This is a genomic window from Methanolapillus ohkumae, assembly GCF_032594355.1.
GTDB classification, from domain to species: domain Archaea; phylum Halobacteriota; class Methanosarcinia; order Methanosarcinales; family Methanosarcinaceae; genus Methanolapillus; species Methanolapillus ohkumae.
Map to the genome: position 1 here is coordinate 1,056,443 of NZ_CP131061.1, position 16,022 is coordinate 1,072,464.

Annotated in this window: 12 protein-coding genes and 3 tRNA genes; 7 read left to right on the forward strand and 8 right to left on the reverse strand. The window is 42.3% G+C overall.

Translation table 11 applies throughout. The features are described 5' to 3' along the window. Position 1: 1 nt before the first annotated feature. On the reverse strand, positions 2 to 646 hold the full coding sequence (locus MsAm2_RS04570) for an Era-like GTP-binding protein (protein WP_338097086.1): 645 nt from the start codon (positions 644 to 646) through the stop codon (positions 2 to 4). 331 nt (positions 647 to 977) lie between these two features. On the opposite strand from MsAm2_RS04570, the gene MsAm2_RS04575 reads away from it, so the two are divergent. The 6 genes from MsAm2_RS04575 to MsAm2_RS04600 all read left to right on the forward strand — a co-directional run bounded on the left by MsAm2_RS04575 (position 978) and on the right by MsAm2_RS04600 (position 6,917). Next, positions 978 to 1,271 carry a chorismate mutase gene (locus MsAm2_RS04575; protein ID WP_338097087.1) on the forward strand — a complete coding sequence of 98 codons (294 nt, stop codon included), beginning with the start codon at positions 978 to 980 and terminating at the stop codon, positions 1,269 to 1,271. A gap of 400 nt (positions 1,272 to 1,671) precedes the next feature. Next, positions 1,672 to 2,850, forward strand: coding sequence for a hypothetical protein (locus MsAm2_RS04580; RefSeq protein WP_338097088.1), 1,179 nt, complete (start codon positions 1,672 to 1,674; stop codon positions 2,848 to 2,850). Positions 2,851 to 3,175: 325 nt separating this feature from the next. Beyond that, the gene (locus MsAm2_RS04585; protein ID WP_338097089.1) at positions 3,176 to 3,589 is read left to right on the forward strand and encodes a Mov34/MPN/PAD-1 family protein; all 414 of its coding nucleotides are present in this window, start codon (positions 3,176 to 3,178) and stop codon (positions 3,587 to 3,589) included. Between the two features lie 43 nt (positions 3,590 to 3,632). Beyond that, on the forward strand, positions 3,633 to 5,396 hold the full coding sequence (uvrC, locus tag MsAm2_RS04590) for an excinuclease ABC subunit UvrC (protein WP_338097090.1): 1,764 nt from the start codon (positions 3,633 to 3,635) through the stop codon (positions 5,394 to 5,396). A 178-nt stretch (positions 5,397 to 5,574) separates the two neighbouring features. Continuing rightward, positions 5,575 to 6,084 (forward strand): methylated-DNA--[protein]-cysteine S-methyltransferase, encoded by a 510-nt coding sequence (locus MsAm2_RS04595; RefSeq protein ID WP_338097091.1) that lies wholly within the window; start codon positions 5,575 to 5,577, stop codon positions 6,082 to 6,084. A 14-nt stretch (positions 6,085 to 6,098) separates the two neighbouring features. After that, a complete protein-coding gene (locus tag MsAm2_RS04600) occupies positions 6,099 to 6,917 on the forward strand; it encodes a DNA alkylation repair protein (RefSeq protein WP_338097092.1) in 819 nt (272 codons plus the stop codon). An 18-nt stretch (positions 6,918 to 6,935) separates the two neighbouring features. Here MsAm2_RS04600 and MsAm2_RS04605 read toward each other — a convergent pair. From MsAm2_RS04605 to trkA, 4 genes are all read right to left on the reverse strand, one after another. After that, positions 6,936 to 7,009 (reverse strand) — tRNA-Val (locus MsAm2_RS04605). An 81-nt stretch (positions 7,010 to 7,090) separates the two neighbouring features. Then, a tRNA-Val gene (locus MsAm2_RS04610) sits at positions 7,091 to 7,164 on the reverse strand. 149 nt (positions 7,165 to 7,313) lie between these two features. After that, positions 7,314 to 8,750, reverse strand: a complete 1,437-nt coding sequence (locus MsAm2_RS04615) for a TrkH family potassium uptake protein (protein ID WP_338097093.1) — start codon at positions 8,748 to 8,750, stop codon at positions 7,314 to 7,316. Between the two features lie 80 nt (positions 8,751 to 8,830). Then, a complete protein-coding gene (trkA, locus tag MsAm2_RS04620) occupies positions 8,831 to 10,177 on the reverse strand; it encodes a Trk system potassium transporter TrkA (RefSeq protein WP_338097094.1) in 1,347 nt (448 codons plus the stop codon). 130 nt (positions 10,178 to 10,307) lie between these two features. On the opposite strand from trkA, the gene MsAm2_RS04625 reads away from it, so the two are divergent. After that, positions 10,308 to 11,021 (forward strand): uracil-DNA glycosylase, encoded by a 714-nt coding sequence (locus MsAm2_RS04625; protein ID WP_338097095.1) that lies wholly within the window; start codon positions 10,308 to 10,310, stop codon positions 11,019 to 11,021. A gap of 131 nt (positions 11,022 to 11,152) precedes the next feature. Here the strand turns inward: MsAm2_RS04625 and MsAm2_RS04630 are convergent, their stop codons facing one another. The 3 genes from MsAm2_RS04630 to MsAm2_RS04640 all read right to left on the reverse strand — a co-directional run bounded on the left by MsAm2_RS04630 (position 11,153) and on the right by MsAm2_RS04640 (position 16,015). Beyond that, the gene (locus MsAm2_RS04630; protein WP_338097096.1) at positions 11,153 to 12,535 is read right to left on the reverse strand and encodes an MBL fold metallo-hydrolase; all 1,383 of its coding nucleotides are present in this window, start codon (positions 12,533 to 12,535) and stop codon (positions 11,153 to 11,155) included. 483 nt (positions 12,536 to 13,018) lie between these two features. Next, entirely contained in the window at positions 13,019 to 15,544 is a 2,526-nt protein-coding gene (locus MsAm2_RS04635) for a DNA topoisomerase I (protein ID WP_338097097.1), read from the reverse strand. A gap of 398 nt (positions 15,545 to 15,942) precedes the next feature. Beyond that, positions 15,943 to 16,015, reverse strand: a tRNA-Gln gene (locus MsAm2_RS04640). Positions 16,016 to 16,022: the final 7 nt, after the last annotated feature.

Genomic DNA, 16,022 nt, shown 5'->3' on the forward strand with positions numbered 1-16,022 from the left:
ATCACCCGAATTGTTTGGCAACCGATTCATAAAACGTTTCCATATTGGTTCCATCAAGTGCGGAAATCGCAATGAACGGGTGTTGCGGGAACGCTTCCCGAATGGCATCCGGGTTAGAAGTCGGCAGGTCGATTTTGTTGGCGACAATTAAAAGCGGTAATTTGCGGGCTTCCATGTTTCCAATCACCGTGACGTTGACTTGGGTGTATGGGTTTTCCGTCGCGTCCATCACCAAGATGACGCCATCCAAATCGTCCAGCCATTTGACGGACTCAATCACGCCTTCCGTGGCTTCTTTGGAGCGTTGTTTGGATTCTTTTTCGGTCAAGCCTTCTTTCATAAAGTCGTGAAAATCAATTTTGGTCGCAAGACCCGGGGTGTCGACGACATCCAGGCAGATTTTATTGCCTTTGGATTCGATTTCTAATTTGTGGTGGCGCTGTGCTTTTCGGGTCTCGTGGGCAATGTGGGAAACAGATCCGAGCGGCTCATCGGAATTGTCACTCCAATCTTTAACAATACGGTTTGCCAATGTGGTTTTCCCGGCATTCGGCGGGCCGTAAATACCAATGCAGGCATTTTTTTTCTTGAATAATTTTCCAAAAAATTTTGAAAATCTACTTTTGACGCTGGTAACAACACTCATACTTTTCCTCCAATCGGAAAAATTGTGACTCAATAATTGCTTAAATATTTTTGAAGAAATGTTTGTAATTTGTTTGTTTTTGGCCCAATTTCAAAGAAACATAGAAATATAGACAATCAAAAATGTTAAACCTAGTATTTATAAATTTCATGAGAAACAGAAAATCTTTGAAAAAATATTTTTTTGATAATTTCATTTCAACCGGCTGAAAAATAAATGAAATGAATGTCAATGAATTTTATATAATATGCCGATTCATAGAAAAGAAGTAATGTTTTGATGTTGATTGATAATTGTTGATAATGTTTAAATCTGTAAAGAGATGGTAAAAATGGCAACCGGTAAATTGGAATCCGCCCGAGAAAAGATGAGATTAATTGACCGAGAGATCATGGATTTGATTGAACTCAGAACGAATTTGGCCGGCGAAATCCTGTCGTCCAAAAAAGAAATGAATAAGCCGATTCGGGATGAAGAGCAAATGCAAAAGGTGTTGGACCGGGCATCCAGCCTTGCCGTTGAAAAAAATCTGGATGTGGAATCGGTTCGAAAGATCTTTGAAATTCTCATTCAAATGAGCATCGACAAGCAAAACGAGTATAGTGGAAACACCATCTTAGTTTAATGTTTGATTTTTGAATTGATTTTTTTCTTTTTTCTTTTTTCTTTTTTTTCATTTGTGCGGCCGCTTGCGCGCATTAAAGCGACATATTTTTGAAATGAGTTCAATAAAACCAACCGGCTGTTTTTATTTATCAAATAAACGCTGTCTGTTTACGATCATTTCAGTATTGCTGCATATGTTTATTAATTTTCATAATAATCTGAGAAATTCGAAATGCGATGTGTGTCCGAATTTTTAAGGGGATTTACCGGGATTGGATAATTGCCGTCAATCATAATTTTTGAGATCAAAGAGAGTTATTTGGATAACAAAATTGATTGCGGATGTTTTCGGTCCTTTGAAAAATTCCGAAGCGAAGCGAAGGAATTTTTATATAGAAAAAGTGTCATCATTTCCGATTATGGAAACGATGACTATTGTATTGGGAATTTTAGGCTTTATTGTCCTCATGATTGTTGTTGCTGCTGTTTGTTGGTACATCGGCAAACGAAAATTCGACCGGATGAACGGTTTGGTTAAAGTGAAAACAAGCAAAAAGGAGAAAGCAAAGAACGAAAAAGCAAACAAAAAAGAAATGGCGGCTTCTAAAAAAGAGACTGCGGGTGCCTCCGGCGTAATTCCATCTATTTCCGAAGACCCAAAATCCGGATCAAAAGCCGAAGAATTGACAGAAGAAGATGAAAAAATTCCGGAATGGAAACCACCGAAACGTGAAGAAAAGCAAACATCGGTGTCGTCTTCCGAATCCGACCCAGGCACATTCGACGCTGCACCGGCTGCTTTAACTGCGTCTGCCGGTTCTGATGCTTCAAATTTACATGCACCGTCTTCGACATCGTCTTCTGATTTAGATTCATACGTTCCGCCGAAATCACGACAGAAACAATCATCGGCTTCCACATTAAGTTCATCCAACATTCCCCGGGACCCAAGCCGTCCGATGGATCCGGACGCAAAAATCGGAATTGTCGGGTCGACCATCACAAAAAAACCAGCTGTGGAAGAAGATTCCGAATTTATCGTCCCATTGAAGAAGGGAGAAAGTCAAAAACCAAAGCCGCCGGTTTATGATGAACCGGAAAAAGAAGTTTTTGAAACAAAAAATATGAATTCTTCACCGGTGCCGGCTGCGCCATCGACACCGCCTGCCCGACAGGAATCGACCCCGACGCCATCAAAACCGGCAACTTCTTCCCCTTCCGAAGAAAAGAAAAAATTCAATCACAAATATTCATATTTTGACACCGTCATGGCAACCGAGAAGGAAAGCGAACCAGCCGTAAAAGAGCAAGATGCCCCAAAAGATGCACCGGTTCCGCAAAAACCAAAAATGACCGAGCCGGCTGCTGCGATTGTCCATGAAACAAAAACAAGTGAAGAAGGACAAAAGAAGTTCATCGACATGAATGTGTTTGAAGACGATGGCGAGATTCAAAACGAAAGTGTTGCCGCAAAATACACATTTGAAGGCGATGCCGAAGAAGAATTGCCCAAAAGAAACGAGATGAGTTCTGATTCCGAAAAAGAAAAAACAGAAAAGAAAAAAGATATTTTCGATTACGAAGAGCCCGAATATTAATTCGGGCTTTTGAAGATTCAACCAAAAAACCGTTCAAACACTTTGTTTTAATTTATTTTTTATTTTGTTTTTATCTTTTTTTTCATTTTTGTTTATTTTGTATTTATAGTTTTTATTTTTTCATTTTTGTTTCATTTTCACGTCATTTTCGATTCATTTTCGATTCATTTTCGATTCATTTTCGATTCATTTTCGATTCATTTTGAATTTTTTCGGATTTCACATTCCGATTCCGAACTTTTGACCCGTTCCGGACGTTACAGCATTTATTTATAATAAAAAAACTTTTATTTTCTAAATCGACAGAATGATTGAGGAAAGAAAAATGACCGCCAAAAAAATTGCTTCCGAGACCTTAGATTTTATTTTAGCTTCCTGTAAAGCATCCCATCCCCACGAATTCGGCGCCCTTTTGGAAGCGGACGGCGATGTGATTACGAATATTATTTATTTGCCGGGTACCACCGCAACCGATGAAAGCGTCAGCCTCAACACATGGATGCTTCCGAATATGAAACATGCCGGATCTATTCACAGCCACCCAAACGGTGCCATTTACCCGTCCGAGGAAGACCTCATTTTTTTTCAAGCCGGAGACATCAATCTCATCGTCGGACATCCCTACAACCGAACTTCCTGGAAAGCATTTGACCGCAGCGGGAATAAAGTTTCAATTGAAATTGTGGATTATGATTTTCAAGACGATTTGATGGATGACGAAATGGATGATGATTTTTAAACTTTTTTAAGATTTCAAAATTAAAAGGATTTTCTGAGGCCCTATGTCCGCTATTGACCTTTCCGCCATCCCGCAGTCTCCCGGATGCTATATTTACCGCAACAAAGATCAAGAGATTATCTACATCGGCAAAGCAAAAAATTTAAAAAAACGGGTCTCCAGTTATTTTCAAAAACGAGATCATGATCCAAAAACCCGTCTTTTGGTGAAAAATATTGATTCCGCCGAATACATATTAACAGAAAACGAAGTGGAAGCACTGATCCTGGAAAACACACTCATTAAAAAGCATACGCCCAAATACAATATTGATTTAAAAGACGCCAAAAATTACGCTTTTATCTATTTGACAGATGACGAATTTCCCAGAATCGGAATTTTACGGAAAGCCACAACCCGCGGAAAATTGTACGGCCCGTTTGTCTCCGCCGCCGACCGAGATGTTGTTTTGGATGTTGTTAAAAAAACATTCAAACTCCGGTCCTGCCGAAATCTTCCCAAAAGACCTTGTTTACGGCATCACATCGGGCATTGCAGCGCGCCTTGCGTCCGAAACATCAGCCGCGAAGAGTACAAAAAAAGTATTGAAAAAGCGGATTTCGTGTTGCGTGGAAACACGGACGAACTGATTTTCGCCCTTCAAGAGGAAATGGAAAAGCATGCCAAAAATCAGGAATTCGAATTCGCGATGGAACTCAGGAATCAAATTTATTCGTTGGATTATTTGAAAAACCGGCATGCCGTTCGAAAAATTAAGCATGAGGAAGACGTGGTCAATTACATCATCCAAAAAAACAAGATCTATATCATGGTTTTTAATGTTGTCCAGGGAACGTTGGTCGGAAGGGAAGAATTCGCGTTTGATTACAGCCGAAATTTCCTGGAAGAATTTTTGGTTCAATATTATTCCGGGCATGAAACGCCGGCCGAACTTATTTTACCGGAAGAGTCCGAAATTTTGGAAGAGGAAGCTTACACGGAAAATGAAACGGACGCCCTCATGAATGAAAAACAAAATTCGGACGGGAATAAAAAGAAAGAGGAGAAGAAAGAGAACAAAAAAGAAAACAAAAACAAAGATAAAACGGGGACAGATGGTGAACCGCAGACAGACAACGAAATGTGGACGGAGGATGAAGCCGATGAAAAACCGACGCGAATCAGCCGGTCTCTTATTGATTTTTTGTCTCAGCGGCATGGAAAGCCTGTAAAAATCACGGTGCCCAAAAGAGGCGCAAAAAAAGAATTGCTCATTTTGGCGGAGAAAAACATTGAAAACGCGTTCTTCGGCTCTATTTCAAAAGCGGAAGAGCTCGGCCGACGCCTGATGCTTCCAAAAGCGCCAAGTGTCATTGAATGTTTTGATATATCTCATTTGTCCGGAACGAATACGGTGGCGTCCATGGTTCAATTCCGAGATGGAAAAGCCGATAAATCCAATTACCGGCGGTTTAAAATCAAAACCGTGGACGGAATCAATGACTTCGCCTCCATTGCCGAAGTTGTCCGCCGGCGGTATTCCCGGATTTTGGAGGAAGAAAAAGAACTCCCCGACCTCATTGTAATTGACGGCGGAAAAGGACAGCTTTCTTATGCCGTTGCCGAATTAAAAAAATTAGGAATTAAAACGCCGGTGATTTCCCTGGCGGAGCGTGAAGAAGAGGTTTTTGTCCCGGGAATAGCGGATCCGCTTCCGATAAAAAAAGATGAGAAAGCTTCTCTTTATTTGCAAGAAATCCGAGATGAAGCGCACCGCTTCGCAATTACGTACAACCGGCTGCTGCGTGAAAAAACGCTGAAAGATTAAAACAAATCATTTTTCACCATAATTTTTCGCCATAATTTTTCGCCATAATTTTCATTCATTTAAAATTTTTACTTTCACCCGGCTTGTCAAAGATTTATATGTTCGCATCTCTTTTTCTTTTAAAATATCAGATTGTTTTTAGTGTTAAAGTCACTTCAAATCAATGAATTTTTTAAAAATGAAAAGTAAGAAGAGGAGAGCGGAAATGATTTGTTTTAGGGAAACATCCATTGGAAGAATCGGAATTGGAGTTGATGATGGCGGTAACACTGTTACTCATCTGTTTTTTGAGAATTATTCTTATGATTTGTCAAAGGTGGCGGACAGTTCTTTGGAAACGCCGCTTCACAAATCCGCATTTTCCCAGCTGGAAGAATATTTGGACGGACGCCGGATGGAATTTGATTTGCCGCTGGCCCCAAAAGGATCCGAATTTATGACAAAGGTGTGGGATGCGCTTTTAAAAATCCCCTATGGAGAAACAGTATGTTATCAGGAAATCGCGGCGGCGGCCGGAAACATTAAAGCCGTTCGGGCGGCCGGAATGGCCAACAACAGAAACCCGATTCCGATATTTATTCCATGTCACCGCGTCATCGGCAAAAATGGAAAACTGGTCGGCTTTGGCGGCGGCCTGGATTTGAAACAAAAATTGCTGGATTTGGAAAAAAATGTCAACCAAAAATGAGAAGGGATGAAAGGATGGCTTCCAAAAAAAAGGATGTGACGGCGGAAGAAATAATTTCGGAAATGGAAAAAGATGCCGATCCAATAAAAGCGGTTCATCATCAACGTTTTTTCAGAACCGGACCCGGTGAATACGGAGAAGGCGACACTTTTATCGGGATTATTGTTCCCAAAGTCCGGGCCGCGGCAAAATCCTATTACAAAGACATCCGCTTCTCAGAGCTTGAAATACTTCTGACGTCGCCCGTTCATGAATTCCGGCAGGCGGCTCTTTTCATGATGGTGGAGAAGTATAACGCGGCTGAGCGGATGGAAAACACAAAAACAGATGCAACAGATGATGCAAAAATCAAAAAAGAAGCTGCCCGGGAAAAAAAAGAAATTGTGGCGCTTTACCTGGATCATTTGAAATACGTCAACAATTGGGATTTGGTCGACGGCTCCGCATCTTACATTTTAGGGAATTGGTTTTTAAAAACAGACCCGAAAAACCTGGGAAAAGAGACAATTTCAAAATTGTCCAAGTCCGATGATTTGTGGGAAAATCGGATTTCCATCCTAACAACGCATGCCTTTATCAAAGCCGGAATCTTCCAACCGACTTTGAAATTATGCGATTGCTTTTTGGACAGCGGGGAGAATTTGATTCACAAAGCCACCGGTTGGATGCTTCGGGAAATTGGTAAAAAGGATGAGGCGGTTTTAAAAAAATATTTGGATGAAAACGCGGCATTAATGCCCAGAACCATGTTGCGCTATTCGATTGAAAAACTGAGTCCGGAAGACAAGAAAAAATACATGGACGCGAAAAACAACAAAAAGAAAAAAGATTAATAAAAAAGATAAAAGAGATGGGCCCGCTGAGATTCGAACTCAGGACCTCCGCCATGTGAAAGCGACGTCATAACCGGCTAGACCACGAGCCCGCCTACCTCTTTTCTTTTGGTGTAAATATTCCTTTTTGTATAAAACTATGTTGCATACGAAAAGAAATGAAATGTTTCGGATGGGCCCGCTGAGATTCGAACTCAGGACCTTCGCCATGTAAAGGCGACGTCATAACCGGCTAGACCACGAGCCCTTCCTTGTGAAAGTGAAAAATAGAAAACTTACTATAAATATCTTTTTCTCATAAATATTATTATCCAATATCAAAAAACATAAAAATTGTGATGACAAAAACCGCGGACCGATTTTTGTTTGGAGTTGAGTCCGGTTATCTTTTCGGGGTTATCTTTTCCAAAATTCCGAGGTGAACAGCAACAAAACGGTATAGAGTTCCATACGTCCGATCCACATATTGGCGATGAGAATGATTCGGGAAAGCGGTGGCAAGACGCTGAAATTATCTAAGGGTCCGATCATCCCAAAACTTGGACCGACATTTCCAAGCGTCGTGATGGAAGACGTGACCGACGTTACAATATCAAGTCCCAAAATGCTGAGAAGAACGGAACTGATAATGAAAACAAACAAATAAAGTACCATGAATGACAAAACGGAATGGACAACATCTTCCGACAAGCTTTTTCCGTTGTATTTAATCGGTTTGACCGCGCTCGGATGCAAAACTTTAAAAATATCGCGGCGGGCGTGCCGGACAAAAATCAGCCACCGGACAATCGTCGGACCACCGGCGGTGGACCCCGAACATGCGCCGGTAAACATCGCAAGCAAAAGAATCATTTTGGCGGAATCCCCCCAAAGATTGTAATCAATACTGGAAAAGCCGGTTGTCGTCATAAGAGATGCAATTTGAAACGACGCATAGCGGAAAGATTCCAAGATGCCGTAATCCATATCCCGGATGAGAAGAATGGATAAAAACCCGACAATAATTGCGAAAAACAAAATATAAGCTTTAAATTCCTCATCCCGAATCAGCGATTTGACATTTTTCGTAAGCGCCTTATGGATGAGCGCAAAGTTGGTTCCGGCAATCAGCATAAAAATTGTCAAAACAATCTCGATTTTATGATTGGAAAAAATAATGATGCTGGAATTGTAAGGCGAAAAACCGCCGCTGGCCATGGTGGAAAAAGAATGAACGAGCGCATCGTAAAAGGACATTTTCATGACCAAAAGAAGAACAACCAAAATGACGGTCAACCCGATGTAAAGACCCCACAAAATTTTGGCGGTGTTGCTGATTTTCGGACTGATTTTATCTTCGGTCGGCCCGGAGAATTCCGTTTTGTAAAGCTGGCGTCCGCGCATATTGACTTTGGGAATGACCGCGATGAAAAGCGCGATAATTCCAAGACCGCCAAGCCATTGGGTAAAACTGCGCCAAAAAAGAAGACTTCGGGAATAAGATTCAATATCCGTCAAGATGGTGGCGCCAGTGGTTGTTATGCCCGACATGGATTCAAAAAAAGCGTTGATCGGAGAGAGACCTTCAAATAAAAAGGGAATCGCACAAAAAATCGCACAAAAAAACCAGCTAAAAGCAATGACGGCGTAACTTTCCCGAATTACCCATTCGTCATTATTGGGTTTTGAGAAGTGGTTCAGCATAAAACCAATGACCGCCGCCGCAAACATTGAAACAAAAAACGGAAGGAGCGGTTCCTGATAATAAACGGCAACAAGAAGCGGTATGAGTTGAACCCCGGCCAAAATCAACAGAACTTTGCCGAGAATGGAAAAAACGTTATTAAAATTCATTGTACCGTCGCCGATTGTTTAAATAAAATTATTATGTCATTTGAAAAATTGTTGCGATAATTGTTGATAATTGCTTGATGTTATTTGAATAAATTATTCAATTTGGAATAAGCTGCCGGTTTTGAAAATAGAATGACCCGGTCTTCCGGTTGAATGATTGTGTTTCCGTTGGGGACAATGAGTTCTTTGCCGCGGACAATCATACTGATAATAGCATCCGCGGGAAAATCCAAGTCCCGAAGAGGCTTTCCGACGATGTTGGATTTTTCGGTTGCATGATATTCCAAAACTTCAGATTTGGCTTGTGGTACCGCCCGAAGCGTTTCAATTCCGGTTCCGGCCGTCAGGCGCAACACTTCGTTGACGGTTGCGTTTCTGGTGCTGAGCGCAATGTCGACGCCAACCATTTCAAAAACAGGAATGTAATCCGGATGACTTGTCCGGGCAATGACTTTTTGAGCGCCGAAATGTTTGGCCATGAGACCGCATAGCAGATTTTTCTCATCGCTGTCGGTGACGGCGACCACCACATCGGAATCCCCCGCGCTTTCCTCCCGAAGGAGATCAATGTCGGTCGCATCTCCTTTAAGAATGAGGGAATTTGGAAGCATATCTACAATCTCAAGGCAACGGTCTTCGTTTTGCTCGATAATTTTCAAATCCACATTGGGATCTTTGTCAATCAGATTGGCCAAATACAAGCCAACATCACCGCAGCCGATCAACAATATTTTTTTCCGTTTTTTCTTTTTGTCGGATTCCGGATCTTCCGGCGCAAAACAAGATTGAATGAAGTCAATATCTTCGGTTTTACAGATAATGATTGCGTTGTCCCCGGGCATCAAAAAACTGTCGCCGTTGGGGATAATCACATCGCTTTGACGCATCAGCGCGCTGACAATGCAATTTTTGGAAATATCGAGTTCTTTGAAAGGTTTTCCAATCAGCGGGTTGTTTTCGGAAATTAAAAAAACGACCATTTCTACTTTTCCGTCCGCGAAAAGCTCGGCGTCGACGGCACCGCGCAAATACAAGAGTTCTGCAATTTCAGATGCGAGCGATAGTTCCGGGCAGACCATGACATCAATGCCGACTTCCGTTCGAGAGGAAATCGGTTTTTTGATGTAATCGGGATTGCTGACACGTGCGATTGTTTTGGCTTTTCCTTTGGAGACCGCTTTCGCGCCAAGGCAAGCTAAAATATTGATTTCGTCATTGTTGCTGACGGCAACAAACAAGTCAAACGCCGGCAGCTTTTTGATTAAATCGACATTTGCGCCATTTCCAACCACAACACCGACATCTAATTCATTTGCGCGCGCGGCTCGGTCCGAGTCTTTGTCAACAACAATCACGTCATTTTTTTCCGACATGATTTTGGCGATGTTGTAACCGACTTCACCGGCTCCGACAACAATCACTTTCAAATTAACACCTTTTGTATCTGTTTTTTATTAAAAAGAACGCAGAACATGAACCAAATATCACAAACAATATCACGACAATGCTTGAATATATTGCTCGAATATATATAACTTAATCACCTAATCAGGCAATATGAACCTTTCGCCTGTTGACAAAGACGATTTTGAGAAAAAAAAGCACAAAAACGATAGTGGAAAAATGAACAGATCCTTAAATGACTGGGTCCATGAAAAGCCGGATACGAAACAGAGTGAAAAGCCGGATACGAAACAGAATGAAAAACCGGATGTAAATACAAAAGAAACAATAATGGAAACGTTTCCCGGCATTGAAAAACTTATCTTGGATTGCAAGCGCTGTGATTTGCACAAAACGGTGACCAACAAAGTCATTTCAAAGGGATCGACGCATCCTAAAGTTGTTTTTATCGGCGAGGCGCCTGGGAAAAATGAAGATGAGACCGGTATTCCTTTTTGCGGGCGGGCGGGAAAGCTTTTGGACAAAATGATTGATTACATGAAACTCAAAGAGGAGGATTGGGCAGTCATTAATACGATTAAGTGCCGGCCGCCGGAAAATCGGACGCCGACCGTAAAAGAAATAGAGATTTGCCGTCCGTTTTTGACGGCACAGCTGAATTTAATGAATCCGGCCGTGATTATTTTGCTTGGAAATACCGCGGAAAAAGCATTTGGAGAAAGTGCCGGCTGGGGAGAAGTCAAAAAGACAAAAGACGGCAAAAATATTTTAAAAATATTCCATCCGGCCGCCATGATTTACAAACGGGAACGCGAACAAGAGCAATATGCATTTTTGGACAAATACAAATATTTGTGGGCAGATTAAGCCAACTCAATCCATTTTTTCTTTTTTTCATGATTTTTATTCAATTATTTTTTTCAATTATTTTTTTCAATTATTTTTTTCAATTATTTTTTTCAATTTTATTCATTTTTTTTCTGTTTCATATTTCAGGTTCAAATAGAGAAACGGTTGCCGATTTCCGGTGCGTACGCGTCCACGCCGACATTTTCAATAATCCATTCGGCAAATCCGGGCGTGTCATCCCCATGAATGCAAAAGACTTTTTCCACCCCGTTTTTGCAAAAACTTTTTGTGAATTTTTTTAAGTCCGAATCGCCGGAATGTGCGGAAAAGTCATACCGTTCTACTTGCATGCTCAGGCGGTGAATTCGGCCATCCTTTTCAAATGATTTGGATTCTAAAATCCGGCGCCCGTTTGTTCCTTCCGCCTGAAAGCCGGTTAGCATCAATCGGGAACGCGGGTCATTTTTTAATTTTTCCAAATAATAAAGCGCAGGTCCGCCTTCCAGCATGCCGGACGTGGTTAAAATGACGGAACCGTTCAGTGGCGCATGACGGATGTGTTGATGGCTTGCGTATCCGCCGGAACCGCCGTTTTTTCTGCTGCTGCCACTGTTTCTGCCGGTTCCGCAATTTCCGGCATTGCCGCCGGGTTTTCCTTGCGGCGATAAGCAAATCGAATTTTGAAAAGCGGAGACGAGTTCTTTTTTGCTTTTGTTTTTCAGATAGTCCGGAAATTGAATCAGCCGGCTGTAAGCTTCAACACCCATTCCTTCGATGTAGGGAGAAATGCCGTATGCGTGAAGCAGCAAAAGGATTTCTTGCGTCCGCCCGATTGCAAAAGCCGGAATGAGCGCACATCCGCCGCGATGGAGGGTGTCTAAGATGTCGTCGATAAACTTATTCTCCGTTTCGCCGCGTGGCGGATGGTCACGCCCGAAATAGGTACTTTCGATGATCAGCGCATCCGCATGAGCCGCTTGTGTGGCTTTCCCGACCAGCCGAGTGTCCTGTTGATTCAGGTCGCCTGTATAATAAACACTTTTTTTAGAAAAACGGTCTTTTAAAAAAATGGAAACTGCTCCCGGAATATGTCCAGCGTCAAATGTGCGTGCCGTGTAATTCAAGGATGAATCGTAATCCGACAAATCTATCGCTTCACCCGGCCGGATTTCCACGGTTTGGCGAAACATTTGAATCAAATCGTCTTCAGAAAACGGACAAAACCCGCAAGCATCCCGTCCCCGGTCAGCTCGTGCGATTTTAAGGGTATCCTTGGCAAGCATTTCCGAAAGAGAACGTGTTGGCGGCGTCATAAAAAGAAGCGGAGATTTCCCATATCCGAAAAGTCCCGGAACCGCCCCCGTGTGATCCAAATGCCCGTGAGAGACAAACACCGCTTTCGGGTCAACCGACCCTTCCGGGTATTCGGTCACCTCGCCGACTTGGATGCCGTAATCCAAAAGAACGGCCCCGTCCACCAAAACAGCGGAACGGCCGACATCCCGGCATGCGCCTAAAAATTGAAGTTCCATAACACTCCCGAAAAATAAATCTGAGACAAAAATAAAACAATATGAAATAAAACAATATGAAATAAAACAATATGAAATAAAACAATATGAAATAAAATAAAAACATGTTTACAAAGTACGGTTTTCAGATAAGAATTGACTGCACTTTTATTTTTGAGCCGCCGCCGTCGCGCGTTATGGCACAAGTTTTTGAATTGTATTCAACAAAACCGACCGGACGGCTTTATTTATAAGTTTACAAATAAGGGCATCTGTTTTTTAGTTTATGGTTTTACAGTTTGCTGCGTCTGCTTGCAAATTATCACTTGCTGCTGCATTTTGCTAACAAATCCTTTCCGGATGAACAATCCGAGAAATTCGGACGCGGGTACGCGTCCGAATTTTCGGGATGGTTTTCCAAGAATAATTATTGTCGAAACTGCTGCTGAAAACTGTTGCTGAAAATTGTTGCTGAAAATGATTTTCTGTCGCCAATGCCTTTATTCAGCTGACGGACTCTTTCCATTTCTCAATATTTTTGGCACTGATTCCTGTCTTTTTTGCCAATTTTTCCGTATCAGCAACTTTTAGATCATTGACCGTCTTGACCTTGGCTTCGTTTAACTTCTGCAATGAAACGTCACCCAGTCCTTTGATGTCGGAAAGCTCCCGGACGGAAGATTCCGACGCCGGCTTTGATTTTGAAGAAGAACTTGATTTTTCGGCTTTTGCTGTTGTTTTTTGTGCGGTTTTTGAAAGAGAAGATTTTGCTGCGGTTTTTGCGGTTTTTACGGTTTTTGCCGTCCTCACCGACTTTGTGGCTTTTGCCGCCACCGCCACGTCCGCTGTTTCCGAAATCTCTGCCGCTTTTGCTTTTCTTTCTTTGTCCTTTTCCTTCTTCTCTTCCTTCTTTGCTCGCTCTTTCGCTTTTTTTGCGGCTTCCGAATAAGAAATGATGGTCTGGCCGTTCTTTTCCGCCTCTTCCTTTTGGCGCTCCCAATCATTTAAATTACAGACCGGACAGCCGAATTCCCAGGGGCGTTTCCCTTCGGTAATGATCTTAATTTTGGCAATTTTGTGCTCGTCACACATCTTATCGGTCACAACCACCTGACCGGTTCTCGGAAGCGGGAGAGAATAACTGCACTCCGGATAACCGCTGCAACCGATGAAACGGGAACCTTTTTTCGATTTCCGGATAATCAAATCAGAATCACAAAGCTGACACCGGCCAACGATTTTGTCTTCCAAAAGACCGGACTGAAGTGACTTTGCGATTTCCTCATGATTCTTTTCCAAATCCTTAAAAATATTGTCAAGCATCTCCCGAGATTCCGCCAACACATCGCTTTCCTTAATTTTTCCGTCCGAAATCTTATCCATATCCTCTTCCAGCTGCCGGGTCATGTCGGGTTTCACAATGGTGGGCGTGTACCGCTCAAGCGTGTCCACGACGGCATACGCCATTTTTGTCGGCTGAAGCGGATTTCCGTGAACATAATATCGGGAAACAAGTTTGTTGATAATGTCGGCACGTGTCGCTTTTGTACCGATTCCCATATCATCCATCATCCGGATGAGACGGCCTTGACCATACCGGCTTGGCGGCTGGGTTTCTTTTTCAAAGAGTTCCTTGTGCGTCACGGAAAGGACATCCCCTTCCGCCATCGGCGGCAACAGGCGATCTTCCGGCTTATTGTACGGATAATACCAGCGCCAGCCTTCATTTTTTAAACGGGAACCGTTGACTTTGAAGTCCTCTTTGTTTTCCCCCTCATTGATATCGATTTCAATCCGGAGCGTATCCCATTCCGCCTCGCCCGCGAATGTCGCAAAAAAGCGGCGGACGACCAACTCATAAACTTTCCATTCATCTTCTTTGATGTCAGACCGCTTGGCCGGTGCCACCGGATGAATCGGCGGATGTGCCGGATCTTCCTTTTTTCCTTGCGTCGGCGTGAGCGTTTTTTGTTTCAGCAACTCTTTCGCGTAAGAATCAAATTCGGTACCGAGAAACATTTCAATCAAGGAACGAAGCTCCAAACTTTCCGGATAAATCGTGCTGTCTGTTCTTGGATAAGACAAATAACCGGCTTCGTAAAGCGTCTGATACATGCGTTTGGCGTTGTTTACGGAAATCCCAACCGCCGATGCCGCCACATAAAATTCGGTGGTGTTAAACGGAATCGGTGGATGTTCTTTTCGCTCTTTGGCTTCAACACTTGCGACTTTAGCCTTTCCGCCGACAATCACATTTTTAAAAATCCGGTCTGCCACTTCTTTTTCAAAGATTCGGTTCATATGGTATTCCGATACAAACGATTCTTTCTTTTGCGTCTCCAGTGTCGCTTCGATTTCCCAATAATCCACCGGAACAAACGCTTCCCGTTCTTTTTCGCGCTCGACGATCAAAGCCAATGTCGGGGATTGAACCCGGCCAACCGATAAAAAGAGTTTTCCAAGGCGGCCGGCGCAAAGAGAAATATAACGTGTCAAAGAAGCGCCCCAGACCAAATCAATGACTTCTCGGGAGTGTCCGGCATCAGCCAAATTGAAATTGACGGTCGTCAGGTTTTCAAACGCGTGGGTGATGTCTTTAGGAGTAATGGCGCTGTAAAGCGCCCGATTGTATTTCACATTCGGATTGACGGATTGAATCAGGGAAAGTGCTTCCACGCCAATGAGTTCTCCTTCCCGATCGTAGTCGGTGGCAATCGTGACCAAATCGGCATCTTTTCCAAGAACTTTCAGCGCTGTCACAATTTTTTTGTTGGTGGTGGTCACGATGATGTTGGCATCAATCAAATCCCGGGCTTCATTTTTCTGCCAGTTATTATATTCCTTCGGAAAATCAATGCCGACAACATGCCCGGAAAGTCCCATTACAACTGTCCGCTCATGTTTTTTGTAGGAAAACTCATACGTCTCAATCCCAAGTTTTGGATACCGTACTTTTTTGACTTTGTTTTCCGCCAAAATCGCCGCGATTCTTTTAGCCGCAGTTTCTTTTTCCGTAACAATCAGATACAAATTATAAACTCCGATTTTGATGATTTGTTGATAAATTGTTGATAAATTATTTTAAGATGTTGATTTTGAAGATGTTGTGTTAATGTGAAACTGTGTTATTTATATTTTTGTCCGATAAATTTCCAAAAAATTAAAAAAATAATCAGTATCCAGAAACTTTGTCATTTTTTCAAAATGTCCTCATGGGTGGCGAAAACATACGGTCTATCAAGAAATTAAAAAAAATTAAGATGTATCAAAAGAAAAACAGTATAAAAACAGTATAAAAACAGCATAAAAATTGTATAAAAACAGCATAAAAATCGTATAAAATTGAAAATATTAAGAACCATGAAGAAAAAAAAGAAAGAAAAAAAGAAATAGAATGAAATATAAAAAATGAAATGAAAAATAATAAGTAGCCCGGCACGGATTCGAACCGAGGTTACAGGATCCAGAGTCCCGTATGATTGACCACTACACTACCGGGCTTTGATGA